The organism is Caballeronia sp. SEWSISQ10-4 2 (assembly GCF_030464885.1).
Classification (GTDB): domain Bacteria; phylum Pseudomonadota; class Gammaproteobacteria; order Burkholderiales; family Burkholderiaceae; genus Caballeronia.
Genome location: NZ_JALPRJ010000034.1, coordinates 22,283 through 45,072 on the forward strand (window position 1 = coordinate 22,283; position 22,790 = coordinate 45,072).

Annotated in this window: 23 protein-coding genes, 1 tRNA gene and 2 pseudogenes; 16 read left to right on the plus strand and 10 right to left on the minus strand. The window is 60.0% G+C overall.

Annotation, left to right across the window (positions count from 1 at the left end; translation table 11 throughout):
- The first annotated feature begins 431 nt into the window (after positions 1 to 431).
- From M0D69_RS22705 to M0D69_RS22715, 3 genes are read left to right on the plus strand one after another with little or no spacing between them, the layout of a single operon-like run.
- Positions 432 to 884, plus strand: coding sequence for a MarR family winged helix-turn-helix transcriptional regulator (locus M0D69_RS22705; protein WP_301784148.1), 453 nt, complete (start codon positions 432 to 434; stop codon positions 882 to 884).
- 58 nt (positions 885 to 942) lie between these two features.
- Positions 943 to 1,506: a cysteine hydrolase family protein gene (locus tag M0D69_RS22710; RefSeq protein ID WP_301784149.1), complete on the plus strand. Its 564-nt coding sequence runs from the start codon at positions 943 to 945 to the stop codon at positions 1,504 to 1,506.
- A gap of 40 nt (positions 1,507 to 1,546) precedes the next feature.
- Positions 1,547 to 2,812: an MFS transporter gene (locus M0D69_RS22715; protein ID WP_301784150.1), complete on the plus strand. Its 1,266-nt coding sequence runs from the start codon at positions 1,547 to 1,549 to the stop codon at positions 2,810 to 2,812.
- 669 nt (positions 2,813 to 3,481) lie between these two features.
- Here M0D69_RS22715 and M0D69_RS22720 read toward each other — a convergent pair.
- The 3 genes from M0D69_RS22720 to M0D69_RS22730 all read right to left on the minus strand — a co-directional run bounded on the left by M0D69_RS22720 (position 3,482) and on the right by M0D69_RS22730 (position 4,752).
- A complete protein-coding gene (locus M0D69_RS22720; protein WP_301784151.1) occupies positions 3,482 to 3,772 on the minus strand; it encodes a type II toxin-antitoxin system RelE/ParE family toxin in 291 nt (96 codons plus the stop codon).
- Complete coding sequence (locus M0D69_RS22725) at positions 3,760 to 4,032, minus strand: CopG family ribbon-helix-helix protein (RefSeq protein WP_122175761.1); 273 nt, start codon at positions 4,030 to 4,032, stop codon at positions 3,760 to 3,762. The genes M0D69_RS22720 and M0D69_RS22725 overlap by 13 nt, the downstream gene beginning before the upstream one ends.
- Positions 4,033 to 4,149: 117 nt before the next feature.
- Entirely contained in the window at positions 4,150 to 4,752 is a 603-nt protein-coding gene (locus tag M0D69_RS22730) for a hypothetical protein (protein WP_301784152.1), read from the minus strand.
- A gap of 202 nt (positions 4,753 to 4,954) precedes the next feature.
- Here M0D69_RS22730 and M0D69_RS22735 point away from each other — a divergent pair, with 202 nt between their 5' ends.
- On the plus strand, positions 4,955 to 5,149 hold the full coding sequence (locus M0D69_RS22735; RefSeq protein ID WP_047895290.1) for a type II toxin-antitoxin system VapB family antitoxin: 195 nt from the start codon (positions 4,955 to 4,957) through the stop codon (positions 5,147 to 5,149).
- A complete protein-coding gene (locus tag M0D69_RS22740; RefSeq protein WP_301784153.1) occupies positions 5,146 to 5,550 on the plus strand; it encodes a PIN domain nuclease in 405 nt (134 codons plus the stop codon). Before M0D69_RS22735 ends, M0D69_RS22740 begins: the two co-directional genes overlap by 4 nt.
- A 90-nt stretch (positions 5,551 to 5,640) precedes the next feature.
- Here M0D69_RS22740 and M0D69_RS22745 read toward each other — a convergent pair whose 3' ends face one another.
- Positions 5,641 to 6,096, minus strand: coding sequence for a hypothetical protein (locus tag M0D69_RS22745; protein ID WP_301784154.1), 456 nt, complete (start codon positions 6,094 to 6,096; stop codon positions 5,641 to 5,643).
- 25 nt (positions 6,097 to 6,121) lie between these two features.
- Complete coding sequence (locus tag M0D69_RS22750) at positions 6,122 to 6,544, minus strand: hypothetical protein (RefSeq protein WP_301784155.1); 423 nt, start codon at positions 6,542 to 6,544, stop codon at positions 6,122 to 6,124.
- A 276-nt stretch (positions 6,545 to 6,820) separates the two neighbouring features.
- Here M0D69_RS22750 and M0D69_RS22755 point away from each other — a divergent pair, with 276 nt between their 5' ends.
- From M0D69_RS22755 to M0D69_RS22765, 3 genes are all read left to right on the plus strand, one after another.
- The gene (locus M0D69_RS22755; protein ID WP_301784156.1) at positions 6,821 to 7,138 is read left to right on the plus strand and encodes a helix-turn-helix domain-containing protein; all 318 of its coding nucleotides are present in this window, start codon (positions 6,821 to 6,823) and stop codon (positions 7,136 to 7,138) included.
- A gap of 407 nt (positions 7,139 to 7,545) precedes the next feature.
- Positions 7,546 to 7,743: a type II toxin-antitoxin system VapB family antitoxin gene (locus tag M0D69_RS22760; RefSeq protein WP_301784157.1), complete on the plus strand. Its 198-nt coding sequence runs from the start codon at positions 7,546 to 7,548 to the stop codon at positions 7,741 to 7,743.
- Positions 7,740 to 8,111 carry a type II toxin-antitoxin system VapC family toxin gene (locus tag M0D69_RS22765; protein WP_301784158.1) on the plus strand — a complete coding sequence of 124 codons (372 nt, stop codon included), beginning with the start codon at positions 7,740 to 7,742 and terminating at the stop codon, positions 8,109 to 8,111. The genes M0D69_RS22760 and M0D69_RS22765 overlap by 4 nt, the downstream gene beginning before the upstream one ends.
- Before the next feature lie 471 nt (positions 8,112 to 8,582).
- Here the strand turns inward: M0D69_RS22765 and M0D69_RS22770 are convergent.
- A tRNA-Lys gene (locus tag M0D69_RS22770) sits at positions 8,583 to 8,658 on the minus strand.
- Between the two features lie 239 nt (positions 8,659 to 8,897).
- Here M0D69_RS22770 and M0D69_RS22775 point away from each other — a divergent pair.
- From M0D69_RS22775 to M0D69_RS22785, 3 genes are read left to right on the plus strand one after another with little or no spacing between them, the layout of a single operon-like run.
- On the plus strand, positions 8,898 to 9,302 hold the full coding sequence (locus M0D69_RS22775; protein ID WP_301784159.1) for a PaaI family thioesterase: 405 nt from the start codon (positions 8,898 to 8,900) through the stop codon (positions 9,300 to 9,302).
- Between the two features lie 11 nt (positions 9,303 to 9,313).
- Positions 9,314 to 10,189: a patatin-like phospholipase family protein gene (locus M0D69_RS22780; protein WP_301784160.1), complete on the plus strand. Its 876-nt coding sequence runs from the start codon at positions 9,314 to 9,316 to the stop codon at positions 10,187 to 10,189.
- Positions 10,190 to 10,207: 18 nt separating this feature from the next.
- Positions 10,208 to 10,684 (plus strand): OsmC family protein, encoded by a 477-nt coding sequence (locus M0D69_RS22785; RefSeq protein ID WP_301784161.1) that lies wholly within the window; start codon positions 10,208 to 10,210, stop codon positions 10,682 to 10,684.
- On the opposite strand, the gene M0D69_RS22790 is transcribed toward M0D69_RS22785, so the two are convergent.
- Entirely contained in the window at positions 10,685 to 11,698 is a 1,014-nt protein-coding gene (locus M0D69_RS22790; RefSeq protein WP_047895394.1) for a D-2-hydroxyacid dehydrogenase family protein, read from the minus strand. It abuts the gene before it with no gap.
- A 477-nt stretch (positions 11,699 to 12,175) separates the two neighbouring features.
- On the opposite strand from M0D69_RS22790, the gene M0D69_RS22795 reads away from it, so the two are divergent.
- The gene (locus M0D69_RS22795; RefSeq protein WP_301784162.1) at positions 12,176 to 14,032 is read left to right on the plus strand and encodes a phosphoenolpyruvate carboxykinase (GTP); all 1,857 of its coding nucleotides are present in this window, start codon (positions 12,176 to 12,178) and stop codon (positions 14,030 to 14,032) included.
- A gap of 324 nt (positions 14,033 to 14,356) precedes the next feature.
- Positions 14,357 to 15,271 (plus strand): annotated as a pseudogene (locus M0D69_RS22800) (LysR family transcriptional regulator); the annotation flags it as partial.
- Positions 15,272 to 15,576: 305 nt separating this feature from the next.
- On the opposite strand, the gene M0D69_RS22805 reads toward M0D69_RS22800, so the two are convergent.
- The 3 genes and pseudogenes from M0D69_RS22805 to M0D69_RS22815 all read right to left on the minus strand — a co-directional run bounded on the left by M0D69_RS22805 (position 15,577) and on the right by M0D69_RS22815 (position 20,181).
- Positions 15,577 to 18,213, minus strand: coding sequence for a DNA topoisomerase III (locus M0D69_RS22805; protein ID WP_301784164.1), 2,637 nt, complete (start codon positions 18,211 to 18,213; stop codon positions 15,577 to 15,579).
- A gap of 249 nt (positions 18,214 to 18,462) precedes the next feature.
- Positions 18,463 to 18,840: a thioredoxin family protein gene (locus M0D69_RS22810; RefSeq protein WP_301784165.1), complete on the minus strand. Its 378-nt coding sequence runs from the start codon at positions 18,838 to 18,840 to the stop codon at positions 18,463 to 18,465.
- Between the two features lie 85 nt (positions 18,841 to 18,925).
- Positions 18,926 to 20,181: pseudogene (locus M0D69_RS22815) on the minus strand (DNA-processing protein DprA).
- A 278-nt stretch (positions 20,182 to 20,459) separates the two neighbouring features.
- Between M0D69_RS22815 and def the strand changes: the two are divergent.
- The 3 genes from def to M0D69_RS22830 all read left to right on the plus strand — a co-directional run bounded on the left by def (position 20,460) and on the right by M0D69_RS22830 (position 22,741).
- Positions 20,460 to 20,963 (plus strand): peptide deformylase, encoded by a 504-nt coding sequence (def, locus tag M0D69_RS22820; RefSeq protein ID WP_301784166.1) that lies wholly within the window; start codon positions 20,460 to 20,462, stop codon positions 20,961 to 20,963.
- A gap of 49 nt (positions 20,964 to 21,012) precedes the next feature.
- Entirely contained in the window at positions 21,013 to 22,005 is a 993-nt protein-coding gene (gene fmt, locus M0D69_RS22825) for a methionyl-tRNA formyltransferase (RefSeq protein ID WP_301784167.1), read from the plus strand.
- Between the two features lie 82 nt (positions 22,006 to 22,087).
- Positions 22,088 to 22,741, plus strand: coding sequence for a LysE family translocator (locus tag M0D69_RS22830; RefSeq protein WP_301784168.1), 654 nt, complete (start codon positions 22,088 to 22,090; stop codon positions 22,739 to 22,741).
- Positions 22,742 to 22,790: the final 49 nt, after the last annotated feature.

The window sequence follows — 22,790 nt, forward strand, 5'->3', positions numbered from 1 at the left end:
GCGCGCGCCCGCTGGGCGGGGATGTGAACGAAACACCTTGCAAGAGAGCCGTTTTGCAAAAGTTCAAAAATACGCTGCTTACAGCGAATGGTTTTACGTACGCGGGCTTTTATTACGCGATGATGAAATCGACTACGCGTGCGCGAAAGTTTCGCGTTGAAATATTTTTGTCGTGAAAGATAAGGATTGCGTAGGGTTATTGAATGATGTCGGCGCACATCGTGTGGCTTTATCGAGCACGCCTTCCAGTATTTCCATTGTTATTGCGCAGATTGGATGTTTATTCGCGCCCATCCCGCGAAGTCTTCACCACGCCTGAATCGCACATCCGCCTCGGTGCCGTACCGCGAGTTGCGAAGTCACGCCTTGATATGAAGGAAAACTTTGTAGTTTGGCTTCATATCTACTAAGATATGAACATGAACACGACCATGAAAAAGCAACAGGGCGATCCCGAAGCGGCGCATGCGTTAGCTGTCGCAGGGGAATTGCGCGTGGTGCTCGGCAAATTGAAGCGGAGGCTGCGTGAAGAGGCGAATCTGGGAGATTTCACCTTGTCCCAGATGTCGGTTCTCGGCCGCCTGGAGCGCGAAGGGCCCGCCACCGTAACCACGCTCGCACGCGCTGAAGGCGTGCGCCCGCAATCCATGGGCGCCACGGTTTCCACTCTGGAAGCGGCTGGGTTCGTGAGTGGCGCACCGGACCCGACCGATGGCCGTCAAACCATCTTGTCCCTCACCACCGCCTGCCGGGAATGGATCAAGGCCAGCCGCGCAGCGCGGGAAGACTGGTTATTCCGTGCCATTCGAACCAAGCTCACGCCGGGGGAGCAAGAGCAGCTTGCGGTCACAGTGGAACTGCTCAACAGGCTCGTCGATTCGTAACGAAACTCACTCGTCCGATCCCGACGCGCCGTAGTCCAATCACAGGAAGGAGAACACCTTGGCAATCACTACGCTTGACCCAAAGACCGCTCTTGTTGTCATCGATTTGCAAAAGGGCATTGTCTCGCTTCCCACCGCGCATCCCGTCGATGAAGTCATCAAGCACGCCAGCGAGTTGGTTGACGCATTCCGCAGCCACGGTCTGCCTGTCGTGCTCGTCAACGTTGCGGGCGGCGCGCCGGGCCGGACGGAACAGTCTCGTAACCTCGCCGGGCTTCCCGCCGACTGGGCTGATCTCATCCCCGAGCTCAGGCAACAGCCGCAAGACCACATCGTGACGAAGCGGACGTGGGGTGCGTTCACGAACACCGGTCTCGATGAGCATCTCAAGAAGCTGGGCATCACGCAGGTCGTTATCGCGGGGGGGGCTACGAGCATTGGTGTCGAGTCGACTGCACGTCATGCGCACGAGCAAGGGTTCAACGTGACGCTCGCCATCGACGCTATGACCGACATGAACGCCGATGCCCACGCCAACAGCATCGCGCGGATCTTCCCGAGGCTGGGCGAAACCGGCACGGCCCGGGAGATCATCGAACTGCTTGGCGGCACCCGCGCGTGACCCGCTCCAACACGCAGAGTGCAGCCTCGGGGGCTGTCCGGTGAAAGGCACCTTCCGATCGCTAGAGAGCTTCAATTATCGGGTCTGGGCCGGCGGCGCGATCGTATCCAACATCGGGACGTGGATGCAGCGCACCGCCCAGGATTGGCTCGTGCTCACGCAACTGACCCGCCACAATGCGACTTCGGTTGGCGTGGTCATGGCGCTCCAGTTCGGCCCGCATCTTCTCTTGCTGCCCTTCACCGGTTTTGCGGCCGATCATCTTGACCGGCGCAAGCTCTTGATCGCTACTCAAGCAGCCTTGGGAACACTCGCGCTCGGACTGGGTATTCTCACGGTCACCGGATGGGTTCAGTTGTGGCACGTGTACGTATTTGCGTTCTTGCTTGGCAGCGTCAGTGCGTTCGATGCCCCCGCGCGCCAGACCTTCGTCTCGGAACTGGTTGGAGAAGCCGATTTGTCGAACGCCGTGGCGCTGAATTCCACATCGTTCAATGCCGCGCGGATGATCGGTCCGGCCATGGCGGGTGTTCTGATTGCATCGGTGGGTTCGGGGTGGGTATTCCTGATCAACGCGGCGTCGTTTGTCGCGGTGCTCTGCTCGCTGGGGTTTCTTCGCGTCGGCGAATTTCATCGGAGCAAAAGGGCTGCCCGAGGCCGGGGAAGTCTTGCTGAAGGGTTTCGTTATGTCTGGAAACGCCCCGATCTGAAAGCGATCCTTCTCATGCTTTTTCTGATCGGCACGTTTGGACTCAACTTCCCGATTTTCATCTCGACGATGTCCGTCACGGTCTTTCATGCCGGAGCGAGTCAATACGGGCTCCTGAGCTCGATCATGGCGATAGGGACAGTCGCGGGCGCGCTGCTCGCCGCGAGGCGGGCGAAACCCGGCATTGCCGTGTTGTTCACCGGTGCCGCGATCTTCGGGGCCGGCTGCGCGCTGGCGGCGATCGCGCCGAGCTATGGGTTCTTTGGTCTTGCTCTCGTGGTCATCGGCGTGTGCGCGCAAACTGTTACCACAACGACGAACAGTACGATGCAACTGTCGACCGAGCCCGCGATGCGCGGGCGCGTGATGGCGATCTTTTTGGCCATCGCGTTAGGAGGCACGCCGTTGGGCGCACCGGTCGTCGGTTGGGTCGCCGATACTTTCGGCCCGCGCTGGGCGCTTGGCGTGGCCGCTGCGTCGGGGTTTGCGGCGGCGATCGTCGGGATTCGGTATCTGGCGAAGTATCGTCAGTTGCGCGTGTTCGTCGATGCCGGGAGGCTGCGGTTTAGTGTCGACGATAGCGATGCGGTGGTGTGAGGGCGCTTAAATCCGCGAATAGAACGGAGTACCCGGTCGTGGGAGTGACGCTACGCTCTAGGGCCTTCTGTGCATCCTTCTGTGCGCTGCGAAGCTGCTCGCGCTCTTCCACGAGATCTTTGACCGTCGCAATGTTGCCACCGCCAAATCTGAATGGAATGATGTCAAACCCCTCTTGCTAAAACCATCGGATTCGGCGCCCTCATGCGGCTGTTACCGGATTTTTTTCGCATGGGGGAGGAACAGAAGGATCTTTCTGAAGCTTTTTTACAGCCTGCATAAACAAGATTTACGAGAACTATGCCAAATCGGGTATTGAGCTCAATTTCACTAATTTTCCCGCAGCCGGAAATGGAGAAACCAAACTCTTCGGGCAACTCTTGGACTGGGCAGATTTGGAGAAGTAAAAGTTGGCGGGCAGTAATTGATTCTCGTCCCCAACTCAGCTTGGCTAGAAGCCCCGGCCGCACTGGATTTCTATTCGAGCAAGGCTCTTACGCGACGCCGATCTTAACGACGAAAACAGCAGGCCCGCCGATTTCTCACCTACGACCGTTAAAGCCGACATGCGGCCTACTTCCATAACAGGCGCTGATGCCCATCGCCAAGCGATTTCCGATCCCTCTCTCACCGCGTCGGAATGCTCTGCCAGTTCACTCGTAACATTTTCTAATATCCGGCTTCTTTCTGATGACGCACCGCGAGAATTGCTGCTACCTCGCCATCGAAGCGGTACATGACGACGTAGCCACTATCTCCGAAGTCAATCAGCCATTCCCGAAATTCGGGGTCAAGATCATCAACCGGGCGGCCGATCTGTGGCTGGTATGCAAGAGTCTTCACGCCGGCCCGGATTGCCCTGATCGCGCGGTGTGCCGCGTCTGCATCCTTGCGGGTCAGAAACCGGTAGAGCCGTTGTATGCTCGCCAGCGCCGGCGCGGTCCAGATTACTCGTGACACTTAGGCAATTCCGTTTCCTCGCCAGCTTCGAGCTTCGCAAGCCAACTATCTGCCTCTTCAAATGTCAGATGCAAGCCAGTTTCTTGATAATGCTGCCACGACGCTAGCGCCTCCTGCCGGAAACTTTCGCGCTTCTCTTCGCGCTCGACATACTGCGCAATCGCCTCGCGCATGAGCCAGTGCGGCGAGCGCTGTCGCACGCCAGCCAGACGCTGGACGCGGTTTTTCAGCTCGTCATCGAGCTTTATCGATGTTGCCATAGCGACCTCGTAGTAAAAGGTAATACCTCATAATACTACCCAAAATCCGTCACGAGTGCCGCACCGCACTCCGAAATTGGATGCGCGTCGACCGGATAAAAATCGACGATTGACCCCTTATACGGTCCGCATTTCGGCGGCCTGGTTCTCTGGCCTGTGCCGGCAGGTTTTCGTTCGCCCCCTTTTAATCCAAGCTTCCCAACGGGCCAGCACCGGCCGGATCTGATAGGTATAGTTTGCGCGATCATAATGCCGGGCCCGCGCTCCGCCCAAACCATGCGAGAGAATCTGCGCACGCAGGTCCTTTGACACACGAAGCTCTTGAACCAGCAGCGTCTCGATCGTGCGACGGACATCTGTCCAACCGAATAGCGCAACCGCATCGCCGCCCTTCACCATGGCTGTAGAGATTTCCGAGACCACGTCGCTCACGGTGTCAGCCGCCGTCGTACCGAATATCCGCTGGTCGGCCGCGTCGTTCGGTATTGAGCAAAGCCGCTCTCTGACGATTGCCGCCGCCATCCCGGGCAGCGGAATGCTATGGCGGCGAGGCTCCTGTCTTCGCCCCTTGGCAACAAAGAGCGTCAGAATCGCCGCATCCGGATCGTAGTGCGGCCTGTCCGTCCGCAACAGCTGCACAATACGCTGACCTCCGCTGAGGACGGCGACCCTTACGGCACCCGCCGGCGGCCCATTTATTCCGCACAGCGCGCGGTACAAAAAGCCCGCTCCATGCCGTCGCAGCGAACGGTCAGCGAACCACGACGGCCCGAGCGGAAGCCGGAGCCATCTCCCGATGGGCCGGAGCGGTAGTGGTTGGGCGCTCCCCATGCCATGCTGACCACTCGTTGTTTTCGGGTTCTCGCGGGGTACATGAAGATGTGTATAATTTAAAGAGACTATACACATTGCGAGGTATGCCATGCGCACCAACATCGAAATCGACGACAGGCTGATGGCCGAAGCGCTTGCCGCGACAGGTATCAAGACCAAGCGGGAGGCTGTCGAACTCGGCCTGAAGACGATCATCCGACTCAAGCAGCAGGAACAGATCCGCCAGTTCCGGGGGAAGCTTCACTGGGAAGGCGATCTTGATGCGATGAGAACGGATCGATGACGCTCGTCGATTCGAGCGTCTGGATCGATTATTTTCGGGGCGTGACCTCGCCGGAAACCGACAAATTCGACGCCTTGCTGGGCACGGAAGCGCTGCTGACCGGTGACCTGATCGTGGCGGAAGTGTTGCAGGGCTTCTCGGCTGAGTCCGAATTCAACACAGCCAGGCAACTGATGACGACGGGCCTGAGCGTTGTGTCGCTCGTCGGCCCTGATAACGCTGTTCAGGCTGCGCAAAATTACCGTGCCTTGAGAGCGCAGGGCGTGACGATCCGGAAGACCATCGATACGCTGATCGCAACTTACTGCATCGAGAATGGCGTTTCGCTGCTGTTCAGCGACAGGGACTTCAATCCTTTTGTCGATTACCTAGGCCTTAGATCAACGGTACTGGACGACTGATCAGGCCGAGGATTGCGTCCGCAACCCACGACTGTATTCTGCCTCCGGGATTCGGGGCGGCCGCATCGTCCGTTTCGCCCGTTTCCTGTGTCAGATCGCGATCGAGACGCACATCAGCGGCTGGCCCTCGCCGGCTGCCTTCTCGCTGGGCGGTTCAAGTCGCACGAGGAAATCGAAATCGCGTTCCACGAGCCTTGCGAACTGTTCCTGCACGGCGCCGAGCTTCAGAAGACACTGTACGTGCCAGTTCATCCCGACAACGAGCCAATCCGTCAGGCCGTTCCATTCGGCCAGCAGGATGGCGCCAGCGGTACAGTTCTCCTCGGCGAACTTTTCGATGCGCCGCCCGACGAGCCGGGCATCATCCCGGAGCATCGTGCCCGAGATGTGCAGCGACACCGTATGTGCGGTTTCGTCGTGCGCGAGGTAAACGCTGGCGAAGCCGCTCAGGTGCCGCCGGACCCGATCGATCTGTTCAGCTTCCAGGTCGTCATTGACGGGCAGCGAGCCCGAGAGGGCGTACGTTCCTTTTTCCATGGCGGCCATCCTTGTATGCTTGCGATGGTGCTTGTTACCGACCAGTGGGTTCTGTTGCTGGTGCAACGTTCGTGGCGCCTAGTTGGGCGAGGATGAAGGCCTGACGAGCCAGCAGTGCGTCCAGCTGGGCGTGCAGATCCGTGAGTTCGTCGAGCAGTTCGACGTGTGACTCCAGCCCGAGGGTGACGAATGACGGCTCGCCATAGCGTAGCCGGCTGAAGATCGCGCCCGCCGCGGCCCAATCGCGTGAGAACTGTTCGAGCGTATCTTCGACCGACTGCTGTTCGTCTTCCGAGAGCGCACCGCGCACGCGTATTACGAGGGAATGGGTTACGTCGTCAGTTGCAAAATAGACGTCAGCCGGGTTTGCGAGGCTTTCGGCGAGCTGCCGTGCGTGGGCGTGCTTGAAACTTGAGCGCAGCGGCAGGGCCCCACGGATTTCGTAGTTGGCGGACATGACATTTCCTTTTCCGGGAGGCAGCAAACCCCTTTGTTCAGGCATAAACGGGCGCGTATCGCGACCGACGGAATGCCATCGGTAGGTCGTCAACCGGGTATCCCACTCATCAACGGGCCGCTGGGGCGTAACAGACGTGCATCGATGCTGGCGTAATGTCGCTGTTGCGAAATCATCTATATCTTACTTTAATCAACAAAAACGTTCATATAAAATGAAAGTCCACAAATGAATAACTTTGTGCTCCGGTTGAGGCAGGAGCGGCGGCGTCTTGGCATGAACCAAACAGATTTCGGCAACGCAGGTGGGGTTCTAAAGCAAGCGCAGTCCAATTACGAGAAGGGCTTGAGATATCCGGATGCCAGCTATCTGGTCGGGATTGCGGAGGTCGGCGTCGATGTCCTGTATCTGCTGACCGGGCGCACTTCCGATCCAGCAACCCTTGCGCTTGATCGCGATGAGGAGAGGCTTCTCGCCGGATATCGCGAACTGAAGCCTCGCGAAAAGAGGGGGGTGCTGGGGCTAGTGAGCGCAATCATCGATACACCTCCCCACGGTGGGGCGGATGTCGGGAATACTGCGGCATCTGAGTAACTGCGTGCGCTCTGGGCAAAGAAGGCTGCGGAAGCGGCCAAATCAACCAGCACTGAGGCGCAGAACGGGACAGTCGCATGCGAGTCGAAGTGAATGGCGCGGCTGTCGCCGCTCAGGACAGTGGTCACCGCAGGTATGGCGCATTTCCCCGACGCGGGAGATCCACTTGCGATAGCTAGTGGGCACACGGAGAGCCGCCGACGCGGCCACCGTGATTGGCGAGCTCCCGCAGCGTCGCCCGCAACTCAACGTCGAACGCACGTAGCACGCGCATCACGTCACGACGGTCCGCCTTCAAGCATTCTTGAGGGCGCCACAACAGGTCGGCGGCGAGATCCTGGCAGGCCTTGGGCACAGATTTATGCATCAAATGATGCTATAATAAAAGCCTTACTGCGGAGGCGTTTATGCGTACCACCATTGCGTTGGACGACGAATTGATCGCCAAGGCTCAAGCGTATACCGGTTTGGACGAAAAAACGGCGCTGGTTCGTGAAGCTCTCAAAGCCCTTATCCAGCGCGAGGCCGCGCGCCGACTGGCGAACCTTGGCGGCAGCCAACCGGGAATTCAGGGTGCGCCGCGTCGTCAGCAGGATATCGAATGATTCTGGTCGACACATCAATATGGATCGACCACATCAACGCGTCCGATTCAATGCTGGTGAGCTTGCTGACAGAAGAACGCGTGCTCGCCCACCCCTACGTCATTGGGGAAATCTCTCTCGGCAGCTTGCGCAACCGCGAAGTCGTCCTTGGCGCGCTACGTGACCTTCCGGGCGCCCCTATCGCCACGCCCGAAGAGATTTTTTATCTCATCGAGGGCGAGCAACTATTCAATCGCGGAATTGGATACGTCGATACCGCGCTACTGGCATCCACGCGGTTGCAGCCCGGCGTAACCATCTGGACGCGCGACAAGCGACTGAATAAGATCGCCGACGAACTCGGATTGGGTGCAACGTTGGGACACTAGCCGCCGGTTCCAAGACTACAACGAGCGTCGCACTTCTTGCCGGCCTCGCGCAGTCGTGCCACCAAGCGTTGAACTTGGGGCGTCGTCAACGAAAGCCGCTCAGCAGTACGCCGCGTTTAGCACACGTGACACTCGCGCTACATCCCGATGTTTCGCCAGTCCATGCCGGACTGCGGATCTGCATGGGCATCGGCGGGGACACCCCCTCCTACTTCCGTGCCGCCCTCAAGGAGCAGCAGTCTCCAAGCGCCGCCCAAATTAGAAGGGCGCGGCTGAATCTCGTATCCGAGCCTTGCTCGCTTGCGAAACAACGTATGGAACACCCGTGTCGAACAAAATGTGAGTTAACGGGCAGACAGCTACCATTCCTACACGGGACGCAACTACGCGGGGAAACCAACATGGCGCCCACACGGATCTCAGAAAGCAAAAAGCCCGGTCGCAATGACCGGGCTAAGTGCTTGATATCTATGGTGGGGCGTGACAGATTCGAACTGTCGACCTACGGATTAAGAGTCCGCTGCTCTACCAGCTGAGCTAACGCCCCGGAAAAACTGAATCCGAATTATAGCGACGTTTTCGCGGATCATGCAACCGTCCGCGACAGAAAACCCTAAAATACCGTTTCGATGATGCGTGAAAGCCGCGCGGCACATGGGGAAACCGCGCATCGGCGATCCTAAAAAAACGGTGCGCAAGGCCAAGCCGGTAGCCGTTATCATGACGCTCACACGGCGAACGGCCGTGCTTTAACGTCAATAAATCACGTCGAAAAGTCATCAACCCATGGACGAATCCGCCATCCGCGCTTTGCTCGACACCACGTTCGCGCCGTGGATCCGCGACTTGGGCCTGGCACCGCAAAGCTCCACCGATACCAGCGTCACCCTGCGCCTCCCTCACACGGACAAACTCCGCCACGCGGGCGGCGTGATCTGCGGCCAGGTTTTCATGGCCGCCGCGGACACGGCCATGATCGTCGCCATTTCGCACGCGCTCGGCGGTTTCCAGCCGATGACCACCGTCTCGCTCACGACAAGCTTTCTACGCCCGGTGAAAGCCGGCGATGTCCTCGTGACCGCTTCCATCCTGCGCCGTGGCCGCAACCTGATCTTCGGCGAAATCGAACTCCACGACGAAGCCGGTGCGCTCGCCGCGCACGCGACCACCACGGTCATGCTCCTCACATAAAACAACTCAACATGTTCGATCAAGTCGTATTCGCCGGCGGCGGCAACCGCTGCTGGTGGCAAGCCGGTTTCTGGGACGTCGTCCAACCGGAACTCAAGCTGCGCCCGCGTGTGATCACCAGCATCTCGGCCGGTGCGGCCACCGCCTGCATGCTGTACATGAACCGCTCCGAATGGGTGATGGACTACTACGCGCACGTGCTGCGCGACAACCCGAAGAACGCGTACTGGGGCAATTTGTTGCGCGGCGAATCGGTGTTTCCGCACTATCGGATCTACCGTCAGGCTTTGCTCGATATCTACGGAGCCGAGTTTGCGACGCTGCAAAACGCGCCGGAAATTCGAATCGGTGTATCGCATTTGCCGCGTTGGCTCGGCGCACGCAGCGCGGTGGCGGCGGGGCTGATCGCCTATAACATCGAAAAGTATGTGCGCAAGAAGCTGCATCCCACGCTGGGTCAGGCGCTCGGTTTCCATCCGGAATTCGTGAAGGCGCAAGAGTGTGCGACCGTCGAAGATCTCGCCGATCTGATCCTGCAATCGTCCTGCACGCCGCCGTTTACGCCAGTCATGCGCCGACACGGCCGGCCCGTGCTGGACGGCGGAATGGTCGACAATGTGCCGGTCGGCGCACTGGATGCATCGCCGGGACTGGTGCTCGTGATGGTGACGCGCATGTATCCGCGGCCGCAGATGTTTGTCGTGGAGCACGGTCCGAACCGCGACCAGCGCCGCGTGTATGTGCAGCCGTCGCGCAAGGTGCCGATCTCAGCGTGGGATTACACCAGTCCGTCGCAGATGCGGCCCGCGTACGACCTGGGCCGAACGGACGGCGAGCAATTCCTGACGCGCTTGCCCGATCTGCTCAGCGCCGCCGCGCATCTCTAAAAGGGGAATCTTGGACCGATGACCAAACATCACAAATACACGCTGCAAGTCGTCTGGACGGGCGACCAGGGTTCCGGCACCTCGCGCTACGATGCCTACTCCCGCGACCATCTGGTGCGGGCAGCGAACAAACCCGCCATCGAAGCATCGAGCGATCCGGCGTTCCGCGGTGACGCCACGCGCCACAATCCGGAGGAATTGTTCGTCGCGTCGCTTTCGTCCTGCCACATGCTCTGGTACCTGCACCTGTGCGCCGTCAACGGCATTGTGGTGACGGGTTATGTGGACGACCCCGTCGGCACGATGGAGGAATCGGCGCAAGGAAGCGGCCGTTTCACCGATGTCCTCCTGCGCCCGCAAGTGAGCATCGGCGCGGGTGGCGACGTGAAGCTGGCCGAGCGTTTGCACGAGGAAGCGCATAAGTTCTGCTTCATCGCGAACTCGGTGAACTTCCCCGTCCGATGCGAGCCGTCCACCGATATTTCCACCCTCTGACTACCGCCGCCGTCCGCCCACCAGCGCTTCCGGATTGGCGACGCTCGACGTGTCGCCCGCATCGAAGGCGAGGATGTTCTTGAACGCCGCCGTGAAATAGAGCTCGTAGCTTTCGCGCTCCACATACCCGATGTGCGGCGTGCAAATGACGTTTTCCATGCGCAGCAAGCTATAACCTTGCAGGATCGGCTCGCTTTCGAACACGTCGATGGCAACCATCCCCGGCCGGTTGTGATGCAGCGCATTGAGCAGCGCATTTTCCTCGAGCAACTCGGCGCGGCTCGTGTTCACAAACAACGCGGTCGGCTTCATGCGCATCAGGTCGGCCGCCGTGACGATACCCCGCGTGTCGTCGTTGAGCCGCAGATGCAGTGACAGCACATCGCTGCGTTCGAACAGCGCCTCGCGGCTTTCTGCGACATCCAGACCGTCCGCCCGCGCGGCGGCCTGCGAATGCTCCCGTCCCCAGATCAGCACTTTCATGCCGAACGCCTTGCCGTAACCGGCGAGCAACTGGCCGATTTTCCCGTAGCCCCAGATCCCGAGCGTCTGGCCGCGTAGCACCTGGCCCAAGCCAAAATTCGGCGGCAACGCGGAGGTTTTCAGACCCGATTGCTGCCACGCACCTTGCTTCAGGTTCGCGACGTACTGCGGAATCCGGCGTTGCGCGGCCATGATCAGCGCCCAGGTCAGCTCGGCCGGCGCGATCGGCGAACCGGTGCCTTCGAGCACGGCAATTCCGCGTTCGGTGCAGGCCTCGAGTTCTATATGGCCGCCCGCCTTGCCGGTTTGGCTGATCATGCGCAGCCGGGGCAGTTTATCGAGCAGTTGGGAGCTGATCCGGGTGCGCTCGCGGATCAAAACCAGGGCTTCGACTTCCGAGAGTCTGCTAGCCAACTGTCCGAGCCCGCGCACCGTGTTATTGAATACTTTCACCTCGTGATCGGCGAGAAGGCTGAAGCAATCGAGCTTGCGAACGGCGTCTTGATAGTCGTCCAGGATGGCAATTTTGATTGGCATGGATTGGCTTTTGATAGGCATCAAACGTGCTGCAGAAATTCGAAGATGGACAGGGATCGACGTGCTAAGTTCGGGTAATTACGTACAAATTCGCCGAAATAAGGGCATCGCCTCGCGTTAAGCTGCTGGTGTATCCGACGAATTTACCGGTCGCCGGATACGTAATGGAAAGAATATCGAATGCGGAATGCGGCAGTTTAGCCATTCACGCGTCGCTAGCGCCGGAAAACCGGCAACGACGGAGACAACCCTATCTCTTTTTAACAGTTTGTTCCGTGCCGACGCAAGCCGCGATTCAGACGGCAGTCGCCACGAGACTAGTCAACTCCCGACGCATGCCTTGTTTTTGTGTCGCCGTCTGCCACGTGAGTGAGTCCGTGCAGTCAATCATCTGGCGACCGAAATGCGCCTCTCGCGAGCAGCGCCGGCGGGTTGCAAACCGTTTTCTCATCTAAGAACGGAGTGTGCTCGATGAACCAGCCCGCAGTAGTAGATCAAAACGTGGCGGCCGACGACAGCGATGTGCCGGCGTATGTGAAGAATCAAAAACTCATCGACTGGGTGGAGCGAGTCGCCGCGCTGACGAAACCGGACCGGATCGAATGGTGTGACGGATCGGAGGAGGAATACGACCGCTTGTCACAGCAGATGGTCGATGCCGGCACGCTCAAACGCCTGAACCCCGCCAAACGGCCGAATTCCTATCTCGCTTGCTCGGACCCGTCCGACGTCGCGCGTGTGGAAGATCGCACGTTCATCTGCTCGGCGCGCCCGGAGCAAGCCGGTCCGACGAACAACTGGATCGACCCGAAGGAAATGCGTCTCACGCTGAACGGTCTTTTTGACGGCTGCATGCGCGGCCGCACGATGTTCGTCGTCCCGTTTTCGATGGGGCCGCTCGGTTCGCCGATCGCGCATATCGGCGTGGAACTGACCGATAGTCCGTATGTGGTGACCAATATGCGCATCATGACGCGCATGGGCCGCGCCGTGTACGACGTGCTGGGCGCAGGCGGCGAGTTCGTGCCGTGCGTGCATTCGGTTGGCGCGCCTTTGCAGGCGGGGCAGAAGGATATGGCTTGGCCGTGCAACGATACGAAGTACATCGTCCATTTCCCCGAAAGCCGCGAGATCTGGAGTTTCGGTTCGGGCTATGGCGGCAACGCGCTGCTCGGCAAGAAATGTTTCGCGCTGCGGATTGCATCGACCATGGGACGCGACGAAGGCTGGCTCGCCGAACACATGCTGATTCTCGGCGTGACGTCGCCGGAAGGGCGCAAATATCACGTCGCAGCGGCGTTTCCGTCGGCGTGCGGCAAGACCAACTTCGCCATGCTGATCCCGCCGCAGGATATGTCGGGCTGGAAGGTTTCCACGATCGGCGACGACATCGCCTGGATCAAGCCGGGCCGCGACGGCCGGCTCTACGCGATCAACCCGGAAGCGGGCTATTTCGGCGTGGCGCCGGGCACGAGCGAGAAGACCAACTTCAACGCCATGGCGACGCTCAAAGAGAACGTGATCTTCACGAACGTGGCGCTCACCGACGACGGCGATGTCTGGTGGGAAGGCATGACGGACAGGCCGCCGGCACATTTGATCGACTGGCAGGGCAATGACTGGACGCCCGACTCCGGTAAAAAGGCGGCGCATCCGAACGCGCGTTTCACGGCGCCGGCCGCGCAATGTCCGTCTATCGATGCCGATTGGGAAAATCCCGCGGGCGTGGCGATCGATGCATTCATTTTTGGCGGCCGCCGTTCGGACACCGTGCCGCTCGTGACCGAGGCGCGCAACTGGAACGAGGGCGTCTACATGGCCGCGACGATGGGCTCGGAGACCACAGCGGCCGCGTCCGGCCAGCAAGGCGTGGTCAGGCGCGACCCGTTCGCGATGCTGCCGTTCTGCGGCTACAACATGAGCGACTATTTCGGCCACTGGCTAAAAGTAGGCGAGCGGCTGGAGCGACTTGACGCCAAGCTGCCGAAATTCTTCTGCGTGAACTGGTTCCGCAAGGGCACGGACGGCAAGTTCGTGTGGCCGGGTTTCGGCGACAACATGCGCGTGCTGAGCTGGATGATCGGGCGTATTGAAGGCACGGCGCAGGGCGAGGAACACGCGTTCGGGCTCTCGCCGCGCTTTGAGGACATCGACTGGGGCGCGCTCGATTTCACCCGCGAGCAGTTCGAACGTGTCATTTCCGTGCAGGACTCGGCATGGCGCGAAGAACTCGAATTACACGATGAGTTGTTCACCAAACTCGCGCAAGGACTGCCCACGGAGCTTGCCGAGACGAAAGCCGAAATCGAAAAACGGCTGACGGCTTAATTTTTTATTAAGTCTGATTAATGACGGAAGTCGACATAATCGATTAAATAAGGGCCGCATTAGCGGCCCTTATGCATTTCCCGCTGTACTGCGCCAAAATTGCGTCAGCCAGCTTTTCAGAATTAAGACGACCATCCATTAATATTCACATCGTTCCGATATCAGCAACAATGCGGCACCTTCTACCTTACCGATCGGCAAAGCAGAAAACTTTCGTCGAAAAATGTCACTTTTCTGGCAACTTCTGCACGAAAACGCGAGTCCTAGGATAATTCCGAATTGCTTCTCGAATTTTAAGAGGCGTCTAGCAGCAGGAGTTGTCTCATGGATCATTTGCAGTCGATGAAAGTGTTCGTCCGAGTGGCCGATCTCGGCAGTTTTGCCCGCGCAGCCGGCGCAATGGATATCTCGAATGCAGTGGCGACACGTCATATCGCCGACCTGGAAGGGCGCCTCGGCACCCGTTTGCTTAACCGGACCACGCGTAGTTTGTCGTTGACCGAGTCGGGTCAGGTGTATCTGGAACGCGCCCGGCAGATCCTCGATGAGCTCGAGGACGTCGAACAAATGGTGGTTGCACGTAACCACGAGCCGGTTGGATCGCTACGAATTGTCGCACCCGTGGTGTTTGGCCTACACAATCTCGCGCCCGTGCTGCAGACGTACACGGAACGTTATCCGAAAGTCATTCCCGACGTTACGCTGGTCGATCGCCAAGTCGATCTGGTGGAAGAGGGTTTTGACGTGGGCATTGTGATCGCGCGCCAGATGCGCAGCGCGAGCATTGTTACGCGGCGCCTCACGACCGGTTGCCTGACTGTGTGCGCCACGCCCGGGTATCTCGAGAAGCATGGCGTGCCGACGCGGCCGGAGGATCTGGCCGAACATCCGTCGCTGAGCTTGCCGTCGGAATATTTCGGCGACGAACGCGTGTTCACGGGTCCCGACGGCGAAGTGCGCGTGCGGCCGACGAACGTGATCGTCGCGAACAATACCGAAATGCTTCGCCAGTTCGCGCTGCTCGGCATGGGCATCGCGATCCTGCCGAGCTATCTGATTGGCAACGACACCACGCGCGGCAAACTGGTGCGACTGCTGAGCGATTACCAGTTGCCGCAGGTCGAGATCAACGTTGCCTATCCGAGCCGGCGGCATTTGCCGGCGAAGGTGCGCACGTTCATCGACCACCTTGTCGAACATTTCAGCCAGACGCCGAATCACCAGCTTGGCGAGCAGTGGGTGAAGGACGGTTTCGTCAAGCCGGGACTGCCAGCTATCATTGGACACGACTCCGAGCCGCTCGTCGCGCACGCGGCCTATGCGGAGGCGGAGGGCGGTTCACGATTCGAAGCGCCTCCAGCCGATGACAACAAGCTCGGCGGCAAGCCGGCGAAGTCACGGACGCGTTCGACCCTGGTCGTGCCTTCGCCGTTCTGATGGCGGCCGCCGTGGTGCCGCATCCGCTGCGCGCAGTTGAACGCGATGACCGAAAAAAAGCCGCTCGATATGAGCGGCTTTTTTAACGGTCGGAACGACTAGAAAACCTAGCCCGCTTTCCGAGCCGGCGCTTTCTTGGCCGCCACCTTCTTCGCAGGCGCTTTCTTAGCCGCGGGCTTCACCGTCGTTTTCTTCGCCGCCACGGCCACGTCGCCGTCACCGTCGTCTTCCACTTCAGGCGCCGCTACCGCACCGCGCTTAGCGGCCGGCTTCGCACCCGGCTTCGGCTCTTTCTTCTCGAATTCGAAGCCGATCTTGCCGTCCGACTGCTTCACGAGAAACGCCTTGAAGTTCCGGCCCGTGCGCGATGACTTGAAGCCAGTCAGCAGATCCGTCCGCCCTTCTTCGAGCAACTTCGACATCTGCTCGCGCGACATTTCCTGCTGCAAGATCACCTTGCCCGAACGGAAATCGCAGGTCTTCGGGTTCGCCACCGAGTTCTCGCAGACATAACTCATGCCGTGCTCGTACACACGCGACTGACATTTCGGACACGCACCAACCGGCGTCTGCTCCGAGAAGTCCGGCGGTTCTCCGTCTTCACCGCCCGAATCCTGACCGAAGTCGAATTCCAGCTTGAAGTTCTTGATTTCGTCGTCGAAGGAAAGCTTCAGGATCGCGGAAAACGGCCGGCCCATCTTGCTGCGGAAACCCGACAGCGGCCCGATTGTCTTGTCCTTGATCAACTGCTCGACTTCGGGAATTTCGAACTGCCGTCCGCCTGGAATCTTCGAGATCGAGAACTCACATTTCGTACAAGCGAACCGCCGATAATTCTCCTTCACCTGACTGCCGCAATTCGGACACGGCGTTTCGAGCGTCGAATAATCGCCGGGAATGGTGTCGGAGTCGTATTCCTTCGCGCGCTTGACGATGGTCTGCGTCATGCGCGCGATTTCCTGCATGAACTCGTCGCGCGGGAGCTTGCCGCGTTCCATCTGCGACAGCTTGTGTTCCCATTCGCCAGTCAGTTCCGGCGCCGTCAATTCCTCGACGCCCAGACCGCGCAGCAAGGTCATCAACTGGAACGCCTTCGCCGTCGGAATCAGCTCGCGGCCTTCGCGCACCATATACTTTTCGCCCAGCAGCCCTTCGATCACCGCCGCGCGCGTAGCCGGCGTACCCAGGCCCTTCGCGGCCATCGCCTCGCGCAATTCCTCGTCTTCGATCAGCTTGCCCGCGCCTTCCATTGCCGAGAGCAATGATGCTTCGTTGTAGCGTGCCGGCGGTTTCGTTACGAGACCGTGCGCCGCGACCTTTTCCACATCGACCTTCTCGTCCTTCTGAACCTGCACGAGATTGGCGTCTTCACCGCTCACTTCCTTGCCGTAGACCTGCATCCAGCCCGGTTCGACCAGCACCTTGCCTTCGGTCTTGAAATGATGGCCGGCGACTTCGGTGATCCGCGTGGTGACCAGGAATTCGGCCGCCGGGAAAAACACCGCGAGGAAGCGCTTCACGACGAGGTCGTACAGCTTCTGCTCGGGCTCGGACAACGCTTTCGGCGCCTGCAGGGTCGGGATGATGGCGAAGTGATCGCTGATCTTCGAGTTGTCGAAGATGCGCTTGTTCGGCTTTACCCAGCCCTTGTCCAGGACCTGCTTCGCGTGCGGCAGATAGTTGTTGCTCTCCTTGAGCATCGCGAGCGTGTCTTTCACCGTGGGGATGTAATCCTCGGGCAACGCGCGGGCGTCGGTCCGCGGGTACGTGAGCACCTTGTGTTTTTCATACAGCGCCTGAGCCAGGCCGAGCGTGTTCTTGGCCGAAAAACCAAAACGGCCGTTGGCCTCGCGCTGCAGGCTCGTCAAGTCGAACAACAGCGGTGACATTTGCGTGGACGGCTTCGCTTCTTCCGTGACCGTACCGGTCTTGCCGCGACAGGCAGCAACGACCGTTTCGGCCGCCGGCAGACTCCAGAGCCGCGAATCGCGTTGCTCGGGATCGCCTTCGACGCGCTTGAATTTCGGGTCGAACCAACGGCCTTCGTAAATTCCCTTTGCCGCGATAAATTCCGCACGCACTTCCCAATAATCGCGCGGCACGAAACGACGGATCTTTTCCTCGCGTTCCACGACGATAGACAACGTTGGAGTCTGAACGCGGCCAACAGTGGTCAGGAAGAAACCGCCGCCCTTGCTGTTGAACGCGGTCATCGCACGCGTGCCGTTGATGCCCACGAGCCAGTCGGCTTCGGAGCGGCAGCGCGCGGCATCGGCGAGCGGCTGCATGTCGGCGTCGCTGCGCAGATTCGCGAAACCGTCGCGGATGGAACCGGCAGTCATCGACTGGAGCCAGAGGCGTTGCACCGGTTGTTTGGCTTTTGCGTGTTGCGCGATCAGGCGAAAAATCAGCTCGCCTTCGCGCCCCGCGTCACAGGCGTTGATCAGACGATCGACGTCCTTGCGCTTGAGCAGCTTGGTCAGCACTTTCAATCGCGATTCGCTTTTCGCGATCGGATTCAGGTCGAAATGCGGCGGAATGACGGGCAAATTGGCGAAACTCCACTTGCCGCGCTTGACCTCGTATTCTTCGGGCGCAGCGATTTCGAGCAAGTGGCCGACAGCCGACGACAGCACGTAGTCTTCGCTTTCGTAATACTCGTCATGCTTGGTGAAGCCGCCCAAAGCGCGCGCGATGTCGTTCGCGACAGAAGGCTTTTCAGCGATGATCAGGGCTTTGGACATGACTCGATTCTAGTTAGGGACTGGCATGAGGCCGGGTTCGGGCGGCTCGCGCCACCACGGTTCGGACCCGTTAACGTCCGCTTTATAGCATATGGCGTGCGGCGCGCGGTCTGGCATTTGATGAAACGCGGGATGCCGAACGGTGAATGTGAGCGCTTTGTGATGCGAGCGTGAAAGCCGTTTCAGCTTGCGAACGCACTTAACTGCGCAGGTTCGCCGCGCAGCTTGGTCCTGCCGGTCGGATTCGATTTAAGCGGCGACCAGCGCGGGTCGTATCTTCGGCGCGCCGACGACCCCCGGCAACGCGCTGAAGTCCGTCAACATCCGCGCAACGATGGACGTTTGTGGCAACACCGTTCCAAAAAAACGGGTGGTCACGGCGTCCTCTATCAAGATGGTTGGAAAATTTTCCACATCGAGATCGTCGAAGCGATCCGCCTGGTTTTCGATGTCGATCCACGCAAAGCAGACCTCCGGATGAGCGTCTGCGAGCAGGTCGAAACCTTCGCGATAATCGCGGCACGTCCCGCACCATTCGGCACACAGGCAGGCGACGAGCAGCGTGCCGGCGCTGGCCAGACGCTCGGCAATCTGATCGGCGTCGGTGTCGAGATTCAGCGCGGGCATGGTTCCTTGCGGTCCTCTTCGTAAGTGATTTGTCTGGCCTTGCAAGCAGCGGATTTTGTCGCGAATGTAGCATGACGTCGAAAAATCAGCGTTCAAGCCGGGCAAAACGTCCTCCCGGCAACGCGCCGATTCGCCCCGTCAATTCGAGTTGCAGCAGCAGGCTTTGTAACGTCGCTCCATTCATTTCGGTCCGTTCGGCAAGAATTTCAAGCGTCGCGGGCGAGTGTCCGAGTGCATCGAGCAGGTGTTCGGCTTCGGGGTTGGCAGGTTTTATCGATGCCGACGCCCATGATGCACTGGCCGGCTTGCCGCGCGAGGCGGACGCGGATCCTGACCCTGACCCTGATGCGCTCTGAAGTTCCAGCGCGAATTCGCTGGTGGCCGGGTCGGCGCCGGCCGCCGCCGCTGGACGTGCTTTTCCTCGCCTTCGTGGTTTCGACGCGGGAGCCTCCGCCACTCCGCTCGGGACCGCTAAACCGAACTCCTCGAGAATATCCTCGGGCGTTTCCACGAGCTTCGCCCCCTGCTTGATCATCCGATGACACTCGCGCGACAGCAGCGCGTGGATCGATCCCGGAATGGCGAATACATCGCGCCCTATCGCGTCCCATCGCGCCCCATTCCGTTGGCGAGCCGGGCAGTAATCAGTGCCCGAGCAGCGAACCCGAGCGCATGGCTGCTTCGACGATCAGCACGCCACTCACGAGTGCCGCGATCAACCGGTTGCGCTGCGGGAAATTGGCTGACCGGGCCGGTGTGCCGAGCGGCCATTCGGACACGATCGTGCCGTTTGTCGCAATTTCATGTGCGAGCGCGTGGTGCAGCGACGGATAGACGAGATCCGCGCCCAAGCCCGCCCCGATGCGCGGCGCCATCGATACCGAGCGCAAGCCCCGACACCACCGTCAAGCCCGCATCCGACAGCGCCTGGGCGAAGCGCCGGGCATCTTCGATATCTCGCGGCGTGGCGCTCCGGCTGCCGACAATCGCGACCGCCCGCACTTGGAGCAGGTCCAGCCGCCCCTTTACATATAGCAGCGGCGGTGGATCGGGCATGGTCAGAAGCGCTGGCGGATACGCTGAATTCGCGAGCGTGACGATTGTGTTGCCCGCCACCGACGCCCATTCAAGCGTGCGCGCAAGGCATTCTTCGAAGGAACCGAGTTCCGAGCGCGGCGGGCAGCCGAGCACGGCAAGCGCGGCTTTCTCACCGGCGATCGCCGCCAGCGCGTTAAACGGCTGGTTCAGCACCGCCTGCGGACCACCGAACTCGGCCAGCAACGCACGTAGCGCGATGGGCGGCAAACCGCTCGCATTCGCCAGTCGCAACCAGGCTGAAATGTCTTACGCACCGGTTTCGCCCAGATGGGGCGTGGTGTCGGCTGTCGGCATCTGGAAAGGCGTCATGTTAAAATTTTCATATCCCGAAATACGAAAGGATTGCCGAGCGGTCATGTTTCCGGCCGTTCGGGCAACGCGTTGCCGCTCCACGAGCAGCACTGACGCGGCGTTGAACCGACGCGTTTCAGCCCAATCATCTTCTCGATACCGGCACTCTTTTACAACCTGGCCGAATGGCCGACTATCGCGCGCTGCGGCGTGCGTCGATACTCTGAATCATGGCTCTGCTCAACATACTCAAGTACCCGGACAAGCGGCTGCACAAGGTCGCGAAGCCCGTAGAAGTCGTCAATGACCGGATTCGCAAACTGGTCGCCGACATGGCTGAAACCATGTACGCGGCACCCGGCGTCGGCCTTGCCGCGACCCAGGTGGATGTGCATGAACGCGTGATCGTGATCGACACCTCGGACACGCACAACCAGCTTCAGGCGTTCATCAACCCGGAGATCATCTGGGCGAGCGACGAGAAGAAGGATCACGAGGAAGGCTGCTTGTCGGTGCCGGGCATCTACGACTTCGTCGAGCGGCCGGAAAAGGTTCGCGTGCGGGCGCTCAACGAGAAAGGCGAGACGTTCGAAATCGACTGCGACGAGTTGCTCGCCGTGTGCATCCAGCACGAGATGGATCACCTGATGGGGCACGTGTTTGTCGAATACCTGTCGCCGCTCAAGCAAACGCGGATTCGCGGCAAGATGAAAAAGCTCGAAAAGGCGCTGTAACGCGTCGATTCACGAAGATTGATGCTGGAATTTGCAGGTTGCCCGATCGATGACTCAATCGCTGCGTGTCGTGTTTGCTGGAACGCCTGAATTCGCCGCCGCCGCGTTGGCCGCCATTCACGCGGCGGGTTTTCACGTGCCGCTCGTGCTGACGCAGCCGGACCGTCCGGCCGGGCGCGGGATGAAACTGGCCGCGAGCCCGGTCAAGCGCTTTGCCGTTGAACATGGCTTGCCGGTGGCGCAGCCGACCTCGCTCAGGCGCAATGGCAAGTATCCCGAGGAAGCGGTCGCCGCTATCGAGCGTTTGAAGGCCACGCCGCACGATGTCATGGTGGTTGCGGCGTACGGGCTGATCCTGCCGCAGGAAGTGCTCGATATCGCGCCGCTTGGCGCCATTAACATTCACGGCTCGCTGCTACCGCGCTGGCGTGGCGCTGCGCCAATCCATCGTGCGCTCGAAGCCGGCGACGCCGAGACGGGCATCACGCTCATGCAGATGGACGCAGGACTCGACACCGGCGCCATGATCCGCGAGGGCCGCATAGCAATTAGCCCGACAGACACCACCGCCACGCTGCATGAGCGCATGGCGCAACTGGGCGCTGAGCTGATCGTCGAAGCATTGCGCGATCTCGAGCGCGACGGCGCCTTGCCCGCCACGCCGCAGCCGCAAGACGGCGCGACCTACGCGCAGAAGATCGCCAAGCACGAAGCGGCGCTCGACTGGCGTCGTCCGGCGAGCATGCTCGCGCGCCAGATTCGCGCCTTCGATCCGTTTCCCGGCGCGTTCGGCACGCTCGACGGTGTTGTCGTAAAGATCTGGGCGGCCGAGCCGGTGGAATTGACGAGTGATGCCGAGGCTGGCGTGATCGTGGAAAGCGGCGCGGAGGGTGTCGTGGTTGCGTGTGCTCAGGGCGGCTTGCGTCTCACGCAGTTGCAAAAACCCGGTGGCAAACGTCTCTCCGTGCGCGAATTTCTTGCCGGATCGCCTATTGTTAAAGGGCAACGATTCGAACTTCGGGAAGTCGCGCCGGGAGCCTGAAACGGTGACCGCGCGAATGCACCCGCGCCGTAGCCGCAGCGGCTAAAGCCAGCCAAGAACACAATTCACCAAAGGTCCCGCGATGCTTGGAATCACCGGTTTCACGCTGTTTGTCGTCGCCGTCATGTTGCTAAGCGTCACGCCCGGGCCAGATACGGCGTACATCGTTGGCCGGAGCGTCGCGCAAGGACGTGGCGCGGGTGTGGTGTCGGCGCTGGGCATTGCGCTTGGGTGCATCGTGCATACGCTCGCTTGTGCGTTCGGGCTCACGGCGTTGCTGGCTGCGTCGGCGACTGCGTTCACCATCGTCAAGTTTGCCGGCGCGATTTATCTGATCTATCTGGGCGTGCGACTGATCTTCGCAAAGCCCGCAGCTGCGAAAGAGCGTGACAACCAAGCCGAAGAAACCCGTGTTCGCGCCGCGCCGAAATCGCTCCAGCAACTCTTCGCGCAAGGCTTTGTTACGAACGTGCTGAACCCGAAAGTAGTACTGTTTTTCGTCTCTTTCATTCCGCAGTTCGTCGCTGCCGACAGCGCGCACAAGACGTTGGCGTTCCTCGCGCTCGGGTTTGTGTTCGTGCTCGTCAGCACTTTCTGGAACGCGATAGTTGCCTGGATTGCGGGCAGCGTGACGCAACGCTTCTCTGGCAAGCCGAGCGTAAAGCTATGGCTGGACAGGGTCGTAGGTAGTGCATTCGTCGGATTGGGCATCAAGCTGGCGACTTCGCAAAGGTGATTGAATTTTTCCGGGATGCCCTTATCTAACATTTTGCTTACAATCTATG

Coding starts and splice junctions, on each gene's coding strand:
- M0D69_RS22750 (WP_301784155.1), bottom strand. CDS start 6,544: ATGTCCGCCAACTACGAAATCCGTGGGGCCCTGCCGCTGCGCTCAAGT.
- def (WP_301784166.1), top strand. CDS start 20,460: ATGGCTCTGCTCAACATACTCAAGTACCCGGACAAGCGGCTGCACAAG.
- M0D69_RS22725 (WP_122175761.1), bottom strand. CDS start 4,032: ATGGCAACATCGATAAAGCTCGATGACGAGCTGAAAAACCGCGTCCAG.
- M0D69_RS22765 (WP_301784158.1), top strand. CDS start 7,740: ATGATTCTGGTCGACACATCAATATGGATCGACCACATCAACGCGTCC.
- fmt (WP_301784167.1), top strand. CDS start 21,013: ATGACTCAATCGCTGCGTGTCGTGTTTGCTGGAACGCCTGAATTCGCC.
- M0D69_RS22830 (WP_301784168.1), top strand. CDS start 22,088: ATGCTTGGAATCACCGGTTTCACGCTGTTTGTCGTCGCCGTCATGTTG.
- M0D69_RS22805 (WP_301784164.1), bottom strand. CDS start 18,213: ATGTCCAAAGCCCTGATCATCGCTGAAAAGCCTTCTGTCGCGAACGAC.
- M0D69_RS22810 (WP_301784165.1), bottom strand. CDS start 18,840: ATGCCCGCGCTGAATCTCGACACCGACGCCGATCAGATTGCCGAGCGT.
- M0D69_RS22795 (WP_301784162.1), top strand. CDS start 12,176: ATGAACCAGCCCGCAGTAGTAGATCAAAACGTGGCGGCCGACGACAGC.
- M0D69_RS22785 (WP_301784161.1), top strand. CDS start 10,208: ATGACCAAACATCACAAATACACGCTGCAAGTCGTCTGGACGGGCGAC.
- M0D69_RS22705 (WP_301784148.1), top strand. CDS start 432: ATGAAAAAGCAACAGGGCGATCCCGAAGCGGCGCATGCGTTAGCTGTC.
- M0D69_RS22780 (WP_301784160.1), top strand. CDS start 9,314: ATGTTCGATCAAGTCGTATTCGCCGGCGGCGGCAACCGCTGCTGGTGG.
- M0D69_RS22755 (WP_301784156.1), top strand. CDS start 6,821: ATGAACCAAACAGATTTCGGCAACGCAGGTGGGGTTCTAAAGCAAGCG.
- M0D69_RS22740 (WP_301784153.1), top strand. CDS start 5,146: ATGACGCTCGTCGATTCGAGCGTCTGGATCGATTATTTTCGGGGCGTG.
- M0D69_RS22760 (WP_301784157.1), top strand. CDS start 7,546: ATGCGTACCACCATTGCGTTGGACGACGAATTGATCGCCAAGGCTCAA.
- M0D69_RS22735 (WP_047895290.1), top strand. CDS start 4,955: ATGCGCACCAACATCGAAATCGACGACAGGCTGATGGCCGAAGCGCTT.
- M0D69_RS22745 (WP_301784154.1), bottom strand. CDS start 6,096: ATGGCCGCCATGGAAAAAGGAACGTACGCCCTCTCGGGCTCGCTGCCC.
- M0D69_RS22775 (WP_301784159.1), top strand. CDS start 8,898: ATGGACGAATCCGCCATCCGCGCTTTGCTCGACACCACGTTCGCGCCG.